Source organism: Allocoleopsis franciscana PCC 7113 (assembly GCF_000317515.1).
Lineage (GTDB): Bacteria > Cyanobacteriota > Cyanobacteriia > Cyanobacteriales > Coleofasciculaceae > Allocoleopsis > Allocoleopsis franciscana.
This window is the reverse complement of the sequence record NC_019738.1, coordinates 3,716,581-3,732,335: the sequence shown is the minus strand read 5'-3', so window position 1 is coordinate 3,732,335 and position 15,755 is coordinate 3,716,581. Positions and strand designations below refer to the sequence as shown.

The following is a 15,755-nucleotide window of genomic DNA, read 5'->3' as shown; positions in this document are numbered from 1 at the left end:
ATATCTTATGGACAACGGTTTTTATTGACTCGAAGATTACTCAGTACTTTTAAAGGAGCTGGTAATGCTCCACTTCGTAACTGTATCGCTAACTCATGGGCAGATTGAGCTGTAAAGTTACCACTAATAACAGCACTCCCACCAAGAATGCCAGTTTGTGCATATTCTGGCCCAACTACGGGAGAGCTAATTAGACTATTGTCGAGGAAAACACCAATCGCACGACCTGTACCTGCCAAGTCTTTGGTCAACTGAGCAAACGCTTCCTCTCCTTTGTCATCAAAACGGAGGGTAATTTCCCAGCGACTACTGTCTGAGCTAGGCTGTGAGTAAGAATCTTTGAGATTTTTACCGCTTAAATCGGTACGTTCAAATAAGTTTGCGATCGCTTCTTGACTTCTATCTAGGGCTTTTTGATTTTCCGCCAGTGCCTTTGCATCACCCGTTTTCCTCAATTCGTCCTGCTTTTGTAGAAGTCTTTCCCTGACTTGAAGTTCAATGGGTAGCTGTGTTTCTGTCCCCGATTTCTGCTGGCGAAAATCTAACTCTCCTATGCTACCCAGTACTCGTTCTGCCTGTTGCGCGTCTTTCTCATCTGGGAGTTGAATCAACAGTTGCTCTTGATTAATTGTTTGTATTGCCGCCCCTTTTATGCCCAAACCGCTAATTCGCTGCTTCAAGATGTTTTTCACAGCGTCGTTGAGTTCAGGTGTGATGCCACGAGCACCTGTGGGAGGTTGAATTTGTAGGGTTAATTCCATCCCATTGAATGGACAACGAGCGCGATCAGAGACTTGTTGGTCAACTAATTTCTGTAACCCACAACCTGTCAAAAATAATACGAGCGTTACCGGAAGACCAATTAATCTTACTGGCACAGTTGTAAGGCTTAACTGTTGTTTTGGGTTAGACATGGCTAATAGAATACTGTCATAGCGCTTATCCACAGTTTCCTATATTTCGCCCTGTTTGACTTATGCAAGAAAGAGCTTCTCAATACGATTAAGCTTCAGCTTGTTTGTGATCGAGTTTCCACAGATAACTGGAAAGCAAATTGGTAACAATATGAGCCACAATTGGTACGAGTAAATTCCCCGTTGCCAGGGCGCTAAATCCCAACAGCAGCCCTACCGCAGTGGCCCAAACGACATAAGGCCATTGTTGTGGCCCACTCAAATGCAAAACACCAAATAGCAGACTGGAAGCAACAACTCCAGTGGCATTCAACCCAACAGCGGGCAGCATCACACCCCGAAACAATAATTCTTCACTCATCCCAGGTAGCAACCCCAGCCAAATTAAGTCGGGTAAAACTAATGGCTTTAGAACCATTTGCAGATAGTAATCCGCACTTTGGCGATAAGCAGGCCACAGACGATAAACTAAACTACTTAACACCGTAATGCCCAGCGCTATACCCAGTCCTAAAAGTAACGCTTCAGGCGTACCCTCTAGGGGCAGAAGGATAACGGAACCCAAGTGCAGCCAAAGCTTGGCAACGAATAGTAATACAAGAGCCGTCACCCCCATAGCAATTAACACTTGGGTGCGGGTTAGAGGTTCAATTTCAGGTTGATCCGGAAGCTGGTTTGCCACGAACAGATAAGCAATGCAAAGAGGATAGGGAAGGGCTGAGAGCCTCAGCACTGATACCGGCACGATGAGCGACTAAAACGCCCAGTGCCTCTAAATATGAGTTTACTCTGATTGCTTGAATACCCAAATCTTCTGGGGAGACTTGCATGGAGGTTTGGTTTTCTTCAACCGCAATAATCTGAGTTCGCGATTGGCGGCTTAAACTGAGTAAAGCACTGCCACCACAGGCGCTTGCTGGGACAACGACTGCATCTACGTCCGACGCCCAAATATCTCCAGGGAGAGAGGTAAAGTTTTGTGTCTGAACTAAAAAATTGGGATTGGGGTTTTGACGTTCCACGAACTGAGGGGCACGACTCAATCCTACTAGAACACAAGGTAAGAAAGTATAGCCTAATTCTTCGGCAGCGGAGCGAGGGGATAAGTCGGGGTCGAGGGGTAAGGGCATCAGTGCCGGCGCATGGGCACAAGGCACTTGAAAGGTGCGAACGATTAGGTGACTAATCACCGCTTCGGCACCGGCGAGGGGGTCTACGCCCTGTCCATGACGATACGCTTGCAACGCCTCGCTGCCAAGGTCATCCGGGAAACGGGCAACCACGGCGATCGCATCTGCTTTGGCTTGCTCAATCAGTACTTCAGCCGATCGCAACAAACTGTCAGGATTGCCAATCGTACCCCAACTTGCCCCAGATGCGGCGGTTCGTAATTCCACGTTTAAAGGCGCATCCGTGACCACATAATCCGTCAAATTCAACCCCAGTGTCGCTCTAGCCGCATCTGCTACTTGGAGGTGTCGTAGGCGCAATTCCGGTTCAATGCCTTGGTCGAGAATTAACCCCACCCGATTCTGATGTACAGGTTGCAATCCAATGCATCCAGAGGCGAATTTGTCAAGAGCGTACCCTTCCACATAGAGGGCGTTGGGTAAGTTCCAGTACAACTGGGCACCATTGAGGACATTGGGGTGGGTGATTAGGCGATCGCAGATTGCCGAGATGGCTCTAGCTACGGGTAGGGCATCCCCCGCATAGCCCCCAATCGCTGCCCCAACGCCTGTAGGAATAATTAAGACAACGGTGTAAGGACGTTGAATCACAGTGAAACTTCGGTATCCGATTCAACGGTGACAATCGCTTCTACCTGGGCGATTTGGCGATCGCTATCCACGCGAGTCACTGCCCAGCGTAGCGGTTCCCCTCGTTTTTGTAATTCTGCCTCAATTTCTTGCTGTAGCTGTATGGGTGTCTCTTGGAGGTTAATTTCTGCGGTGATGAAGTGAGTTGTCATTTTGGTGATGTAAAGGCTATGCCTGAGGTGGGTCTTTAATATTATCAACCAAGACGGACGGAGTACCTGTCGTATGCGAAAAACTGGGTTAAAGAACATACTACTTGCCGCCCTAGGGTTAGGATTAGTGCTGGGAGCAAACGTGGCACAAGCGGTGATTTTTGACCGAAATGGCAATAAGTTACCCGATACCGAAGTTAACTCTTCCAAGGTCAATTGGGAACTTTTGTCTGTTGAAAAAGGCAAACAATATAGCGGTATTGGTTTGCTTGAGCAAAGCTCTTTTGGAATTTGTACTGCATTTTTCTTAGATACTCAAGGGGTTAATCAATCACCCGCTTATGCCGTAACCAATGGTCATTGCTATGATGGTTCTAGCTTTCCCAAACCTGAAGAAGTCCTGATTAATCAGCCTTCTAATTTAGTTTTTAAGTTGAATTATTTTAAAGATGGACTCAATCGGGTTCGTTCAGTTCGGGTAAGGCGGGTTGTTTATGCAACGATGAAAGGAACTGATATCACGGTTTTGGAACTGGATACATCTTTTAAACAATTGGTGAAAGAGGGATTTACTCCTTTGAAAATTGATCCAGTTCCTGCTCCTGTAGGAGAGCCTGTTGAGATTGTTGGGATTCCGCTCAATGGTGTGGAACCTTCTCGGAGTTTCCTTCACCGAGCGGTTTGCGAAATTGGACAGTCGGCGAATGTACGAGAAGATGTTTATCAGTGGGAGAAATCGATTCGCAATCGTTGTAGTTTAGTCGGGGGAATGTCAGGTTCTCCTGTTGTCTCTCTCCAAAGTAATCGCGTGGTTGCGATCGCTAACACGGGTGTCGATGATAACGCTCTATCACAACCTGAGTGCAGTCTCAATCGTCCCTGCGAGATAACCAGGGAGGGCAAGATTACTACCTTGGCGAAAGAAAATTACGCCCAAAGAGTGAATGATATCCCAACATGTTTTGATCAAAAAGGAATTTTTAATTTGGCTCTTGCCTCTTGTCGGTTAGAAAAGCCTTAATAAGCCAGAAGGTTGAGGGTGATGCGCGAAGCGTTCCCCCTACTTTGAAGGAGAACCCAACGGGTAGAGGTAGGTTGAATTTTCAAGGGCATCAACCTACCAATGTTCAGCCTACCCATTTGCCAACTTTTCAACGGTTCCCCTATTGAGGCTGACCAAACTGGCGATCGTATACTTCATCTTCTTTCCCGGTCTCAACCTTTAGGTTAGAGCGAGGATAAGCCACACACAGTAACACATAACCTTCAGCTTGAAGTTCTGGACTCAAACCCATTCCATCGCTCTGCTCTACCGTACCTTCCAGAAGTTGAGCGGCACAAGTAGTACATACTCCTGCATTACAGGAACTGGGTAAGTCGATTCCAGCCGCAGAGGCAGCGAGAAGAATTTGTTTATCCTCTGGAACCTCTAGGGTGTGAGTTGTGCCTTGATGGTGAATTGCAACAGTGTAAGTCTTGGGCATTGCGTCAGTTCTGGGCTTTACACTTTTAATCCCCAGGTTGGGGAACTGGACTTGAACCTGCTTATTTTACCTCCCTCTGGCATTTCTATTATCTAAGGGTTTAGCGGGTTCCCCTACACAACCTCGTCATTTAGGAAATTTTAAGTATTGTTACCGGTACGTGATATGATTACCTACTGTGAAGCTCGTTTGCTGCGAGCTCCACTTCTGGACTGGCTGTTGCTGCGACCCGTGAACTTGTCAGACGACTCTCCTCAACCAACCCCGGTAATGGAAGAACTGCCTCAAGGAAGTTCTCCATCCCCCGAAAATGATTCCTCAATGCAAGAGTACTACCAACTCAAACAAACCTTGGTGTTGGTCACCCTTGCTATAACAGGGATTGTTTTTATCTGTGTCTGGTTTTTTTACTCACTTGACATTGCTCTGAATTATTTGATCGGGGCGTGCACAGGTATGGTTTACTTGAGAATGTTGGCTAAAGACGTTGAGCGGCTAGGCCAACAAAAAAGCCGTCCGAGTCCTGCCCGGTTCGCGCTTTTTATTGGGCTATTTATCGTGGCTACTCGTTGGCAACGATTGCAGATTTTGCCCATATTTTTAGGTTTTCTGACTTACAAAGCCGCACTCATCGTCTATGTGCTGCAAAGCACCCTATTTCCTACGTCTAAGTAGGTTAAGTGGTCAGTCAGTTGAACTTTTCGCCCTCTCTAGATGTATGGGGAAATCTCCGGAATGGAAATGTTAGATGGTTTGAGCGTTCTGAATTCTTTCCCCCTTGCTGAATTAGAAGTTGGCAAGCATTTATACTGGCACATTGGCAACCTAAAAGTACATGGGCAGGTTTTCATTACTTCTTGGGTTGTAATTGCCATTCTCATCACGGCTTCAATTGCAGCATCTCGCAATATCCAAAGAATTCCAAGTGGAATCCAGAATTTTATGGAGTATGCCTTGGAATTTTTGCGGGATTTGGCAAAAAATCAGATAGGGGAAAAAGAATATCGTCCTTGGGTTCCTTTCGTAGGCACTCTATTTCTGTTCATTTTTGTGGCAAATTGGTCTGGGGCGCTTGTTCCTTGGAAAGTGATTCATCTACCAGAAGGTGAGTTAGCCTCTCCCACAAGTGATATCAATACAACCGTTGCCTTTGCACTTCTGACATCGTTGGCGTACTTCTACGCCGGGATTAGCAAGAAGGGTGTCGTGAAGTACTTTGCAGGTTATGCCCAACCTACGCCAATTCTTCTACCTTTCCGGGTTTTAGAAGATTTCACGAAGCCCCTCTCGCTCAGCTTCCGTCTGTTCGGAAATATTCTAGCGGATGAACTGGTTGTCGGAGTGCTGGTGCTGCTGGTTCCCCTGTTTGTCCCTCTCCCTGTAATGGCACTAGGCTTATTTACGAGTGCTATTCAAGCGTTAATTTTTGCAACTCTAGCTGCCGCCTACATCGGAGAGGCACTTGAGGAGCATCACTAGTGAAGTTGAAGCCTTCATCAGTGCAAGTTCATTTAACGCCTACCACCAGTCTGCTCTGATGAGCGGATTTTTCGGGGTAGGAGTCTCTGTCCTAGCGTTTACTTGAGTTTAAGGAAAAATACCATGAATCCAATCATTGCTGCTGCTTCCGTTATTGCTGCTGCTCTCGCTGTTGGTCTAGCTGCTATTGGCCCTGGCATTGGTCAAGGAAATGCCGCCGGTCAGGCAGTAGAAGGGATTGCGCGTCAGCCTGAAGCTGAAGGCAAAATTCGCGGTACGCTGCTGCTCTCCTTGGCGTTCATGGAAGCGCTAACCATTTACGGTCTGGTGGTTGCTCTCGTTCTTCTGTTTGCCAACCCCTTCGCGTAAAACTTTATCCCAGCACTTAGGATGCGCGCAATAGTCGGTCTGAGTGCTGGGAAAATTTTCGACAACCCGTACAAAAGGTACCCCTATCCCAACTGAATAGCTGACCTTTTTTAAGCTGTGGGATCTGAAAATAATGATGACACATTGGACAATTCTACTAGCTGTCGAAGCCGCTACATCCACTGCCAAAGAAGGGGGGTTGTTTGATTTTGACGCCACCCTGCCGTTAATGGCACTGCAATTTATCCTATTGGTAGTGGTGTTAAATGCGGTATTCTACAAACCGTTGAGCAAGGCTATTGACGATCGCGACGATTATATCCGCAAAAACTCGTTAGAAGCACGCGAACGTTTAACCAAAGCGGAAAAACTGGCTCAGCAGTATGAGCAGGAGCTAGCAGAAACTCGCCGCAAGTCTCAAGCCACAATTGCTGCTGCACAAGCAGATGCTCAAAAAATTGCGGCTGAAAAAATGGCTCAAGCTCAAGGGGAAGCTCAAGTTCAACGAGAGCAAGCCGCACAGGAAATTGAACAGCAAAAAGCTGAGGCTCTCTCCTCGCTGGAACAACAAGTGGATGCTCTAAGCCGACAAATTATAGAGAAGCTTTTGGGACCCGAACTGGTCAATCGATAAGCGTCGCCTTGGCTGAGGTTAAGCTTACAACTCCGCTTTTGAGTGATTGGGTGTAGTGGATATAGCGGTGTGAGAGTGGCAATTTTTAGGTATATAGAAGCTTGACGCAAGCAAGGGCAAGCAACTTGTTAATCTTAGTCTTCGGCAACAGCTTTTCCATCGCTCCACAAAGCTAACACTCTGGCGGTAACAGCCTCAAGTTCAAGTTCGCGATGGTTTTACGAATAGTCCTGTCGAAAAACTCGCTCCCGCTTCGAGTAGCAACTTTGAGTGGGTTAAGAGAATCAGGCTCTCTCAAGCCTCCAAATAATGAATCGCAAGGTTTTTGGCAGCATCCTAGCTGTTGGCTGGTTCCACCAGTCACAGTATTAGTAATACTCAGTCTTCGCAGTTGTATATGGCTATTATGAGTACTTTCTCATTCCTGGCTACCGCAGCGGCAGAACTCGCAGCGGAAGGTGGTTCAGAAGGTGGTTTTGGTTTAAACACAAACATTTTAGAAACCAACCTGATTAACCTCGTGATTATCATAGGGGTGCTATTTTTCTTTGGGCGTAAATTTTTAGGCAAGACCCTCTCTGAGAGGCGCTCAAAAATTGAAGAAGCGATTCAAGAGGCTCAAAAACGGCAGAAAGATGCAGCCACAGCCTTAGCCGATGCTCAACAGAAGTTGGCACAAGCTCAGGCAGAAGCAGAACGAATTCGAGCAGCAGCCGAAGAAAATGCACAGGCTGCAAAAGCCGCCATTTTAGAAGCGTCGCGTCAAGATGTCGAACGCCTGAGAGAAACAGCCGTTCAGGATTTGAACACCGAAAGAGAAAAAGCGATCGCAGAGCTTCGGGTGCGAGTTGCGGCAATGGCAATGCAGCGCGTCGAAGTACAGCTTAAAGAGCGCTTAGATGAACACGCTCAACAAACGTTAATTGACCGCAGCATCGCTACAATTGGGAGGTAGATCGTGAAAGGTGGCTCGTTAAGTGCCGAGGTATATCAGCCTTACGCAGAAGCATTAATGTCGATCGCTCAGGCCAATAACCTCACAGAGCGAATCGGAGAAGATATTGCTGGCTTACTCAATCTCTTGAAAGAATCTCAAGAGTTACAGCAGTTTTTAGGCAATCCAATTGTGAAAGCCGAAGACAAAAAAGCTGTACTGAAACAGATTGGTGGTGAGCAATTTCATCAGTACACCAATAATTTCTTGAACTTCTTAGTTGATCGGCGGCGCGTCCTGTTTTTGCAAGGAATTTGCCAGCAGTATCAAGCACTCTTGCGGAAGTTGAATCAAACCGTTCTAGCTGAAGTCACTTCAGCCGTAGAACTGACAGAAGAGCAAAAGCAGTCTGTTCGTGAAAAAGTCCGGTCGATGACAAGTGCCCATCAAGTGGAACTGGATACAAAAATTGACCCCGATTTAATTGGTGGTGTGATTATTAAAGTCGGTTCTCAGTTAATCGATGCCAGTCTACGGGGGCAAATCCGCCGAATTGGTCTGCGCTTAAGCAGCTAAAGGTGTAGGTAAATCGGTTAGTTAATGAACCGGTTGAACTTCAAACTTCAACCTCACCCTTTAGGGAACCCTAGGCGAACAACCTTCAACTTTCAACCTCTAAACCTTCAACGTTTTCAATAAAAACAACTAATCATGGTTAGCATTAGACCCGACGAAATTAGCAGCATTATTCGGCAGCAAATAGAACAATACGACCAAGATGTCAAGGTTTCCAACGTTGGCACCGTTTTGCAAGTCGGTGATGGCATTGCCCGGATCTATGGCTTGGAAAAGTGCATGGCTGGGGAACTGGTCGAGTTTGAAGATGGCGAGGTTGGCATTGCCCTGAACTTAGAAGCGGACAATGTCGGTGCCGTGTTGATGGGCGATGGTCGTGGCATCCAAGAAGGTAGCTCTGTTACCGCGACGGGCAAAATTGCTCAGGTGCCCGTGGGAGAGGCGATGATTGGTCGCGTGGTGGACGCCCTAGCCCGCCCGATTGATGGAAAGGGAGACATCCACACCACCGAATCTCGTTTGATTGAATCCGGTGCCCCAGGGATTATTGCACGGCGTTCAGTTTATGAACCCATGCAAACCGGAATCACCGCTATTGACGCCATGATTCCCGTGGGGCGGGGTCAGCGGGAATTAATTATTGGTGACCGCCAAACCGGAAAAACCTCGATCGCCGTTGACACGATCATCAACCAAAAGGGACAAGACGTAATCTGTGTTTACGTCGCCATTGGTCAAAAGGCGTCTACTGTAGCCCAAGTGGTTGGTGTGCTTCAGGATAAAGGAGCATTAGACTACACGATTGTGGTAGCGGCGAATGCCAACGACCCAGCCACCCTTCAGTACCTCGCTCCCTACACCGGCGCGACCCTAGCTGAGTACTTCATGTACAAGGGCAAAGCCACGCTGGTGATTTACGATGACCTCTCCAAGCAAGCCCAAGCCTATCGTCAGATGTCCTTGCTGCTGCGTCGTCCGCCCGGACGGGAAGCGTATCCAGGAGATGTGTTCTACATCCACTCCCGCTTGTTGGAACGGGCGGCGAAACTGAGCAATGAACTCGGTGAAGGCAGTATGACAGCACTGCCGATTATCGAAACCCAAGCTGGTGACGTGTCTGCCTACATTCCTACCAACGTGATTTCGATTACGGACGGTCAGATCTTCCTCTCTTCTGACTTGTTCAACTCCGGTTTACGTCCTGCTATTAACCCCGGTATCTCCGTATCGCGGGTGGGTTCTGCCGCCCAAACCAAGGCGATGAAGAAAGTTGCCGGTAAGTTAAAGCTAGAACTGGCTCAGTTTGATGACCTGCAAGCTTTTGCTCAGTTTGCCTCGGATTTGGACAAAGCCACCCAAGACCAATTGTCACGGGGTCAGCGGTTGCGGGAAATTTTGAAGCAGCCTCAGTACTCACCGTTAGCCGTTTATGAGCAAGTCGCATTGGTCTACGCCGGTCTCAATGGCTATCTGGATGACATTGCGGTTGAGAAAGTCAGCAGTTTTACCAAGGGACTGCGGGAGTACTTGAAGACCAGCAAGCAGCAGTATGGTGAGATTGTGCAAAAAGAGAAGGCACTCACTGATGAGGCAGAAAAGCTGCTGAAAGAAGCGATCACAGAATACAAGCAGACTTTCCTCGTATCCGTGTAATCGGTTGCAGGTTGAACACTAGCCGATTGAAGGTGACAAAACCAGGTTGAAGGTTGAAGGTGACAAAACCAGGTTGAAAGTTAGACCCTTCAACTTTCAACTTTCAACCTGCCAATCAACCTTCAATTCAATGTTCAACCTTCAACTCAACTTTCAACCTTCAACCTGTTCACCTCAACCCCGATATGGCCAATCTAAAATTTATTCGCGATCGCATTCTGTCGGTCAAAAATACGAAAAAAATTACCGAGGCGATGCGCCTCGTTGCCGCTGCCAAAGTCCGTCGCGCCCAAGAACAGGTGACCGCCACCCGTCCCTTTGCCGACCGCTTGGCACAAGTTCTCTACGGCTTACAGAACCGTCTGCGGTTTGAAGACGTGGACTTACCCCTGCTCAAACAACGGGAAGTCAAGACGGTTGGATTGTTGGTGATTTCAGGCGATCGCGGTCTTTGTGGCGCTTACAACAGCAACGTCATCCGTCGTGCTGAAAACCGTGCGAAGGAATTACAGCAGGAAAATCTGAATTACAAGTACGTCCTCGTGGGACGCAAAGCCTCTCAGTATTTCCAGCGCCGCGACCAGCCTATTAATGCTAAATATACCGGCTTGGAGCAGGTTCCTACCGCCGCTGAAGCCTCAATGATTGCGGACGAACTGCTTTCCCTGTTCCTCTCAGAATCCGTAGACCGGGTTGAATTGGTTTATACCAAGTTTGTCTCCTTGATTAGTTCTCGTCCAGTGGTTCAAACCCTGCTGCCCTTGACGGCACAAGGACTAGAAGCACAAGATGATGAAATCTTCAGGCTGACAAGTCGTGGTGGCAACTTTGAGGTCACACGGGAGAAAGTCGCACCTCAAGTCACTCCCTTCCCCCGTGACATGATCTTTGAACAAGACCCAGTGCAAATTCTGGATGCCTTGTTGCCCTTGTATTTGAACAACCAGTTACTGCGGGCGCTGCAAGAGTCAGCCGCTAGCGAATTGGCAGCCCGGATGACGGCGATGAACAACGCCAGTGATAATGCCAGTGAACTGATTAGCAGCTTAACCCTGTCTTACAACAAGGCACGGCAAGCGTCGATTACCCAGGAAATTTTGGAAGTTGTGGGCGGTGCCGAAGCACTGAGTGGCTAAAATCAGGTTTCATATTCTTTAAACGTCAAACATGGCAAGCGTCTGGCTGAGTTCAGACGCTTTTTTATTTCTGTCTCAAGCGACTACTGTATAATGACGAAGATTTGGGGCAAAGTTGCTGAGGAATATAAAGTATGAGAACTCAATTTTTATTACTGTCAGCTTTATCGAGTCTGCTGATGAGTGGATATCCAGCGATTCAATCTGTTCGAGCCGAACAGCCAGTTCTCGTTCAACAGCAACAATGGGAACAAATCTCTTCCTCTGAAGGAGGCTTTACGGTTTTAATGCCCGTTGCACCCACTCAGAACCGACAAACGACTGATGGAAATAAGGTATCTCTGGATGCTAATCTGTTCACCGCTTCATTAGAAGAAGGTAAGGTAAAATATAGTGTTTCTTATACAAATTTCCCGGAGGATATCGCTCAGCTTCCTCCTGAGTTTATTTTAGATAGCCTATCTTCTCGTTTTACAAGCGATCGCAAACTCAAACTCATTAATCAGCAAGATATTCGCTTAGAAGAATATTCTGGCAAAGAATTTAAGTTTGAAGCTCCTGGCGGCAAAATAGTTAACTATCGAACTTATTTAGTCAAACAACGCTTATACCAATTAACGACAGAAATTCCCAAAGATAGAGAAAGTGCGTTGTCGGCTGATGTTGAAAAATTTATGACTTCATTTCAGTTAGTGAAATAAAAATTCATATTATTGGCATGGGTATTCTGTCTGCCCTGCCCCTCTAATTTTTGGTGATATCTGCTCTACAAGAAATTGTACTTCCTAATTTAGATACACCCTGAATTGCGATTCTATTTAACCTTTACTTTGCTTCTCCAATTAGAGTAAAGGCTGCCCAATTTTTAGGATTAGGATGTTGTTTCATCGTGGTCAACATCGCCTGTCGTAAGGCTTGTGCTTTATCGAGTTGGCGCTGTTGGATATTATTATAAAATTCGGTCATTAATGATGCTGTTGGTGCATCGGGTACAGACCATAAGGAAACAATTACACTAGAAACTCCGGCAGAAATTAAAGAACGAGAAAGTCCAACTACACCATCACCTGTAATGCGTCCTCGTCCGGTATCGCAGGCACTTAAAACGACTAATTCGGCATTTAATTTTAGGTCTAGGATTTCTTCAGCCGTGAGTAAACCGTTACCCCCCTCCTGTCCCCCCTTGGCAAGGGGAGATGATGAGGAGTCGGGAGTAAGAGCAATAGCACTGCCAATTCCTCGAATATCATCAAGTAAGCCGTGAGTGGCTAGATGAATGATTCGCGCTTTGGGTAAAAGTTGTTTAACGGCTGATTCGGTAGCTTGGTTGCCGATGAGGGGTTGGGTGTTGAGGAGGGGAGCAATGGCTTTTGCTTCCTCTTCCGCACCTGGGAGAGGTGCCAGTTGTTGCGGTTTTTCCCCAGGATAGGGCGGGACGCTAGGCATGGTAGGATTCCCGACAACCAGGTTAACCCCCCCTGTCCCCCCCTTGGTAAGGGGGGGTAAGTTTTCCCGTTGTTTGCGGGTTAGTTCTAGGACTTGAATCGAGGGAGAGGTGAGGATAGTGTGTTTCTCAATCAGGTATTTGCCCTGCTCATCTTTGAGTGCTGGGAACGGAACCAGAAATAACGAGCTTTGCGGGATAAAGATGACACGCGCTTCTGGATTCGTGGGGAGTAAATCTGCGATCGGTTGAATTAGGATTTGATAGAGTTGCTGTAATCGATTTGTTTGAGTGGCGTCATCCACTTTGGCAACGGCTCCCAATCCTCGACTCCTGACTCCGATAGATTCACGACTCATCGTAACGAGTTCTGCTAGAGAGGTATTTTGTTGCTGCCACAGTGGTTTAAGGTCAGTTTTGCGAAAGGTAATTTCACCTGTAGGCTTGATGACCCAAATATAGAGTTCTGATTCTTTCCATTCTTCTTTACCCTTAATCTTGAAGTCATTATAAATAATCGAATACTCAACCAGAGTGGCATTCTGTTGCTTAGCGATTTGTTGCAGTTGCTCAAGAGTGGGTGGAGCGAGGGGAGAATTGGCAGAGTCTGATGTTGTAGCGTTGCGCTGACGCAATAGCTCCACAAACGCCCTGGCACGTCCCCGTTCCGCAACTTCTAGAGCAGCATTAGGGTTATTCTGGGCGATGAGAACTTGTTGTAAAGTGCGGTAGGTGCGAGCTTGCTCTTCAAAAATTGACACTTTGTAGGCATCATTGTTACCCAATCGTTCCCGCTGAGATTCCCATGTCTCGATTCCAGCACGGAGAGTTTTTTCAGCTTCTGGGAGATTACTAGATTTGAATAGAGCAAGTCCTAGATTGTTCAGAGACTGCCCCTCACCTTGGCGGTTTTTGATTTCCCGTGCAATGGCTAAATCCTGCTGGTAGTACTCAATCGCTTTAGCGTAATCTCCTAGAGAATAGTAAGCATTTCCCAGACCGCTCAGAGATGCTCCCTCCCCTTTGCGGTCTTTGATTTCTCGTGCAATAGCTAAACGCTGCTGCTGGTAATCAATGGCTATAGCGTAATCTCCTAGAGAATAATAAGCATTTCCCAGACCGCCCAGAGATGCTCCCTCCCCTTGGCAGTCTTTGATTTCTCGTGCAATAGCTAAACGCTGCTGCTGGTAATCAATGGCTTTGGGGTAATCTCCTAGGGAATAGTAAGCAGCTCCCAGATGCCCCAAAGATGTACCCTCACCCAAACGGTCTTTGATTTCTCGTGCAATGGCTAAACTCTGCTGATGGTACTCAATCGCTTGGACGTAATCTCCCAAATCTTGGTAAGCAAGTCCTAGACTGCCCAGAGAATGCCCCTCGCCCAAACGGTCTTTGATTTCTCGTGCGATGGCTAAACGCTGCTGCTGGTACTCAATCGCTTTGGCGTAATCTCCCAGAGAATAGTAAGCATTTCCCAGATTGCTCAGAGATTGCCCCTGCCCTAAACGGTCTTTGATTTCCCGTGAAATGGCTAAATGCTGCTGATGGTACTCAATCGCTTTGGCGTAATCTCCCAGAGAACGGTAAGCAGCTCCCAGATTGCCCAGAGATTGTCCCTCACCCAAACGGTCTTTGATTTCCCGTGAAATGGCTAAACTCTGCTGGTAGTAATCAATTGCTTTGGCGTAATCTCCCAGAGAATTGTAAGCATTTCCCAGATTGCCCAGAGCATACCCCTCACCTTGGCGGTCTTTGATTTCTCGTGCAATAGCTAAACGCTGCTGCTGGTACTCAATCGCTTTGGCGTAATCTCCTAGGTTACGGTAAGCCTCTCCCAGATTGCCCAAAGCATTCCCCTCACCTGGGCGGTCTTTGATTTCTCGATAGATAATCAATGCCTGTTGCCAAGACTGCAATGCCGCCTCAAATTGACTGGTCTGATACTGCTGAATTCCTTGCTGAAACAGTCGGTCTGCTTCCGCACCTTGTTGTATCGGTATGTCTACTTCTGCACTTTGTTGTATCGGTATGTCTGCTTCTACGTTATCCGATCGTTCCCGTAATTTTTGGAGAGCAAATGCCAGAATGTTCAGAACCAAACCCTCCCAGTTCTTATCACCAATTTCCCGTACGATGGCTAAAGTCTGCTGGTAGTACTCAATGCCCTTGGCGTAATCTCCTAGGGAATAGTAAGCATTTCCCAGATTGCTCAGAGATTGCCCCTCCCCTCGGCGGTCTTTGATTTCCCGTGTGATAGCTAAACGCTGCTGCTGGTAATCAATCGCTTTGGCGTAATCTCCTAGGGAATAGTAAGCATTTCCCAGATTGCCTAGAGATTGCCCCTCCCCTCGGCGGTCTTTGATTTCCCGTGCGATGGCTAAACTCTGCTGCTGGTACTCAATCGCTTTGGCATAATCTCTTAGGGAATGGTAAGCATTTCCCAGATTGCCCAGAGCTGCTCCCTCCCCGAAACGGTCTTTGATTTCCCGTGAAATGGCTAAATGCTGCTGATGGTACTCAATCGCTTTGGCGTATTCTCCTAGGGAAGAGTAAGCAAGTCCCAGACTGCCCAGAGATTCTCCCTCACCCAAACGGTCTTTGATTTCCCGTGCGATGGCTAAACTCTGCTGCTGGTAATCAATGGCTTTGGCGTATTCTCCTAGGGCATGGTAAGCATTTCCCAGATTGCCCAGAGATTGCCCCTCCCCTCGGCGGTCTTTGATTTCCCGTGCGATGGCTAAACTCTGCTGCTGGTACTCAATCGCTTTGGTGTAATCTCCTAGAGAATAGTAAGCAATTCCTAGATTGTTCAGAGCATTCCTCTCCCCTAAACGGTCTTTGATTTCTCGATAGATAATCAATGCCTGTTGCCAAGACTGTAGTGCCGCCTCAAATTGGCTGGTTCTATACTGCTCAATACCCTGCTCAATCAGTCGGTCTGCTTCCGCTTTCCGTGAATCTGGGGTTTGAGCCAACACCTGGGAACTAGGGATTTTAGCTCTGGGATTTTGGATGAATTGCCCTAAACCTGGAAATCCCAAATCTACATTCACAATAGTTGCCAGGATGGTAATGAGAGCAGTCAGTCCAATTCTTGGGAGACGCATGGCTAATCAGGTGCAATGAGTGACTCATCAGCAGTATAGTTCTCGCCACATTT

General features: G+C 47.3%; 16 protein-coding genes. 10 read left to right on the top strand and 6 right to left on the bottom strand.

Going from position 1 to position 15,755, the window contains the following annotated elements; translation table 11 throughout:
• Positions 1-5 precede the first annotated feature (5 nt).
• From MIC7113_RS15680 to MIC7113_RS15665, 4 genes are read right to left on the bottom strand one after another with little or no spacing between them, the layout of a single operon-like run.
• The gene (locus tag MIC7113_RS15680; protein ID WP_015183136.1) at positions 6-947 is read right to left on the bottom strand and encodes a preprotein translocase subunit SecD; all 942 of its coding nucleotides are present in this window, start codon (positions 945-947) and stop codon (positions 6-8) included.
• A 55-nt stretch (positions 948-1,002) separates the two neighbouring features.
• Positions 1,003-1,596: a CPBP family intramembrane glutamic endopeptidase gene (locus MIC7113_RS15675; RefSeq protein WP_015183135.1), complete on the bottom strand. Its 594-nt coding sequence runs from the start codon at positions 1,594-1,596 to the stop codon at positions 1,003-1,005.
• Entirely contained in the window at positions 1,568-2,692 is a 1,125-nt protein-coding gene (locus MIC7113_RS15670) for a DUF3326 domain-containing protein (protein WP_390465331.1), read from the bottom strand. The genes MIC7113_RS15675 and MIC7113_RS15670 overlap by 29 nt, the downstream gene beginning before the upstream one ends.
• Entirely contained in the window at positions 2,692-2,886 is a 195-nt protein-coding gene (locus MIC7113_RS15665; protein ID WP_015183133.1) for a hypothetical protein, read from the bottom strand. The genes MIC7113_RS15670 and MIC7113_RS15665 overlap by 1 nt, the downstream gene beginning before the upstream one ends.
• 73 nt (positions 2,887-2,959) lie before the next feature.
• Between MIC7113_RS15665 and MIC7113_RS15660 the strand changes: the two genes are divergently transcribed.
• Positions 2,960-3,907, top strand: a complete 948-nt coding sequence (locus MIC7113_RS15660; protein ID WP_015183132.1) for a S1 family peptidase — start codon at positions 2,960-2,962, stop codon at positions 3,905-3,907.
• Positions 3,908-4,049: 142 nt separating this feature from the next.
• Here MIC7113_RS15660 and MIC7113_RS15655 read toward each other — a convergent pair whose 3' ends face one another.
• Positions 4,050-4,370: a 2Fe-2S iron-sulfur cluster-binding protein gene (locus tag MIC7113_RS15655; protein WP_015183131.1), complete on the bottom strand. Its 321-nt coding sequence runs from the start codon at positions 4,368-4,370 to the stop codon at positions 4,050-4,052.
• 165 nt (positions 4,371-4,535) lie between these two features.
• Between MIC7113_RS15655 and MIC7113_RS15650 the strand changes: the two genes are divergently transcribed.
• The 9 genes from MIC7113_RS15650 to MIC7113_RS15610 all read left to right on the top strand — a co-directional run bounded on the left by MIC7113_RS15650 (position 4,536) and on the right by MIC7113_RS15610 (position 11,852).
• Positions 4,536-5,045, top strand: coding sequence for an ATP synthase subunit I (locus tag MIC7113_RS15650; protein ID WP_015183130.1), 510 nt, complete (start codon positions 4,536-4,538; stop codon positions 5,043-5,045).
• Between the two features lie 60 nt (positions 5,046-5,105).
• Positions 5,106-5,849: a F0F1 ATP synthase subunit A gene (gene atpB / locus MIC7113_RS15645; protein WP_041780887.1), complete on the top strand. Its 744-nt coding sequence runs from the start codon at positions 5,106-5,108 to the stop codon at positions 5,847-5,849.
• A gap of 123 nt (positions 5,850-5,972) precedes the next feature.
• Positions 5,973-6,218 (top strand): ATP synthase F0 subunit C, encoded by a 246-nt coding sequence (gene atpE, locus MIC7113_RS15640; RefSeq protein ID WP_015183128.1) that lies wholly within the window; start codon positions 5,973-5,975, stop codon positions 6,216-6,218.
• A 136-nt stretch (positions 6,219-6,354) separates the two neighbouring features.
• Positions 6,355-6,852, top strand: coding sequence for a F0F1 ATP synthase subunit B' (locus MIC7113_RS15635; RefSeq protein ID WP_041780086.1), 498 nt, complete (start codon positions 6,355-6,357; stop codon positions 6,850-6,852).
• Positions 6,853-7,249: 397 nt separating this feature from the next.
• The gene (locus MIC7113_RS15630) at positions 7,250-7,807 is read left to right on the top strand and encodes a F0F1 ATP synthase subunit B (RefSeq protein ID WP_015183126.1); all 558 of its coding nucleotides are present in this window, start codon (positions 7,250-7,252) and stop codon (positions 7,805-7,807) included.
• Between the two features lie 3 nt (positions 7,808-7,810).
• The gene (gene atpH / locus MIC7113_RS15625; RefSeq protein ID WP_015183125.1) at positions 7,811-8,362 is read left to right on the top strand and encodes an ATP synthase F1 subunit delta; all 552 of its coding nucleotides are present in this window, start codon (positions 7,811-7,813) and stop codon (positions 8,360-8,362) included.
• A 135-nt stretch (positions 8,363-8,497) separates the two neighbouring features.
• Positions 8,498-10,015 carry a F0F1 ATP synthase subunit alpha gene (gene atpA / locus MIC7113_RS15620; protein ID WP_015183124.1) on the top strand — a complete coding sequence of 506 codons (1,518 nt, stop codon included), beginning with the start codon at positions 8,498-8,500 and terminating at the stop codon, positions 10,013-10,015.
• Positions 10,016-10,200: 185 nt separating this feature from the next.
• Complete coding sequence (locus tag MIC7113_RS15615; protein WP_015183123.1) at positions 10,201-11,151, top strand: F0F1 ATP synthase subunit gamma; 951 nt, start codon at positions 10,201-10,203, stop codon at positions 11,149-11,151.
• Positions 11,152-11,285: 134 nt separating this feature from the next.
• Positions 11,286-11,852 (top strand): hypothetical protein, encoded by a 567-nt coding sequence (locus MIC7113_RS15610; protein ID WP_015183122.1) that lies wholly within the window; start codon positions 11,286-11,288, stop codon positions 11,850-11,852.
• Between the two features lie 124 nt (positions 11,853-11,976).
• On the opposite strand, the gene MIC7113_RS15605 is transcribed toward MIC7113_RS15610, so the two are convergent.
• Positions 11,977-15,702, bottom strand: a complete 3,726-nt coding sequence (locus tag MIC7113_RS15605; protein WP_015183121.1) for a CHAT domain-containing protein — start codon at positions 15,700-15,702, stop codon at positions 11,977-11,979.
• Positions 15,703-15,755: the final 53 nt, after the last annotated feature.

Bases quoted from the DNA above. Each gene is read 5' to 3' on its own strand.
- MIC7113_RS15610 (WP_015183122.1), top strand. From the start codon at position 11,286: ATGAGAACTCAATTTTTATTACTGTCAGCTTTATCGAGTCTGCTGATG.
- MIC7113_RS15605 (WP_015183121.1), bottom strand. From the start codon at position 15,702: ATGCGTCTCCCAAGAATTGGACTGACTGCTCTCATTACCATCCTGGCA.
- MIC7113_RS15660 (WP_015183132.1), top strand. From the start codon at position 2,960: ATGCGAAAAACTGGGTTAAAGAACATACTACTTGCCGCCCTAGGGTTA.
- MIC7113_RS15655 (WP_015183131.1), bottom strand. From the start codon at position 4,370: ATGCCCAAGACTTACACTGTTGCAATTCACCATCAAGGCACAACTCAC.
- MIC7113_RS15630 (WP_015183126.1), top strand. From the start codon at position 7,250: ATGGCTATTATGAGTACTTTCTCATTCCTGGCTACCGCAGCGGCAGAA.
- MIC7113_RS15635 (WP_041780086.1), top strand. From the start codon at position 6,355: ATGACACATTGGACAATTCTACTAGCTGTCGAAGCCGCTACATCCACT.
- MIC7113_RS15615 (WP_015183123.1), top strand. From the start codon at position 10,201: ATGGCCAATCTAAAATTTATTCGCGATCGCATTCTGTCGGTCAAAAAT.
- atpA (WP_015183124.1), top strand. From the start codon at position 8,498: ATGGTTAGCATTAGACCCGACGAAATTAGCAGCATTATTCGGCAGCAA.
- MIC7113_RS15665 (WP_015183133.1), bottom strand. From the start codon at position 2,886: ATGACAACTCACTTCATCACCGCAGAAATTAACCTCCAAGAGACACCC.
- atpB (WP_041780887.1), top strand. From the start codon at position 5,106: ATGGAAATGTTAGATGGTTTGAGCGTTCTGAATTCTTTCCCCCTTGCT.
- atpE (WP_015183128.1), top strand. From the start codon at position 5,973: ATGAATCCAATCATTGCTGCTGCTTCCGTTATTGCTGCTGCTCTCGCT.
- MIC7113_RS15650 (WP_015183130.1), top strand. From the start codon at position 4,536: ATGATTACCTACTGTGAAGCTCGTTTGCTGCGAGCTCCACTTCTGGAC.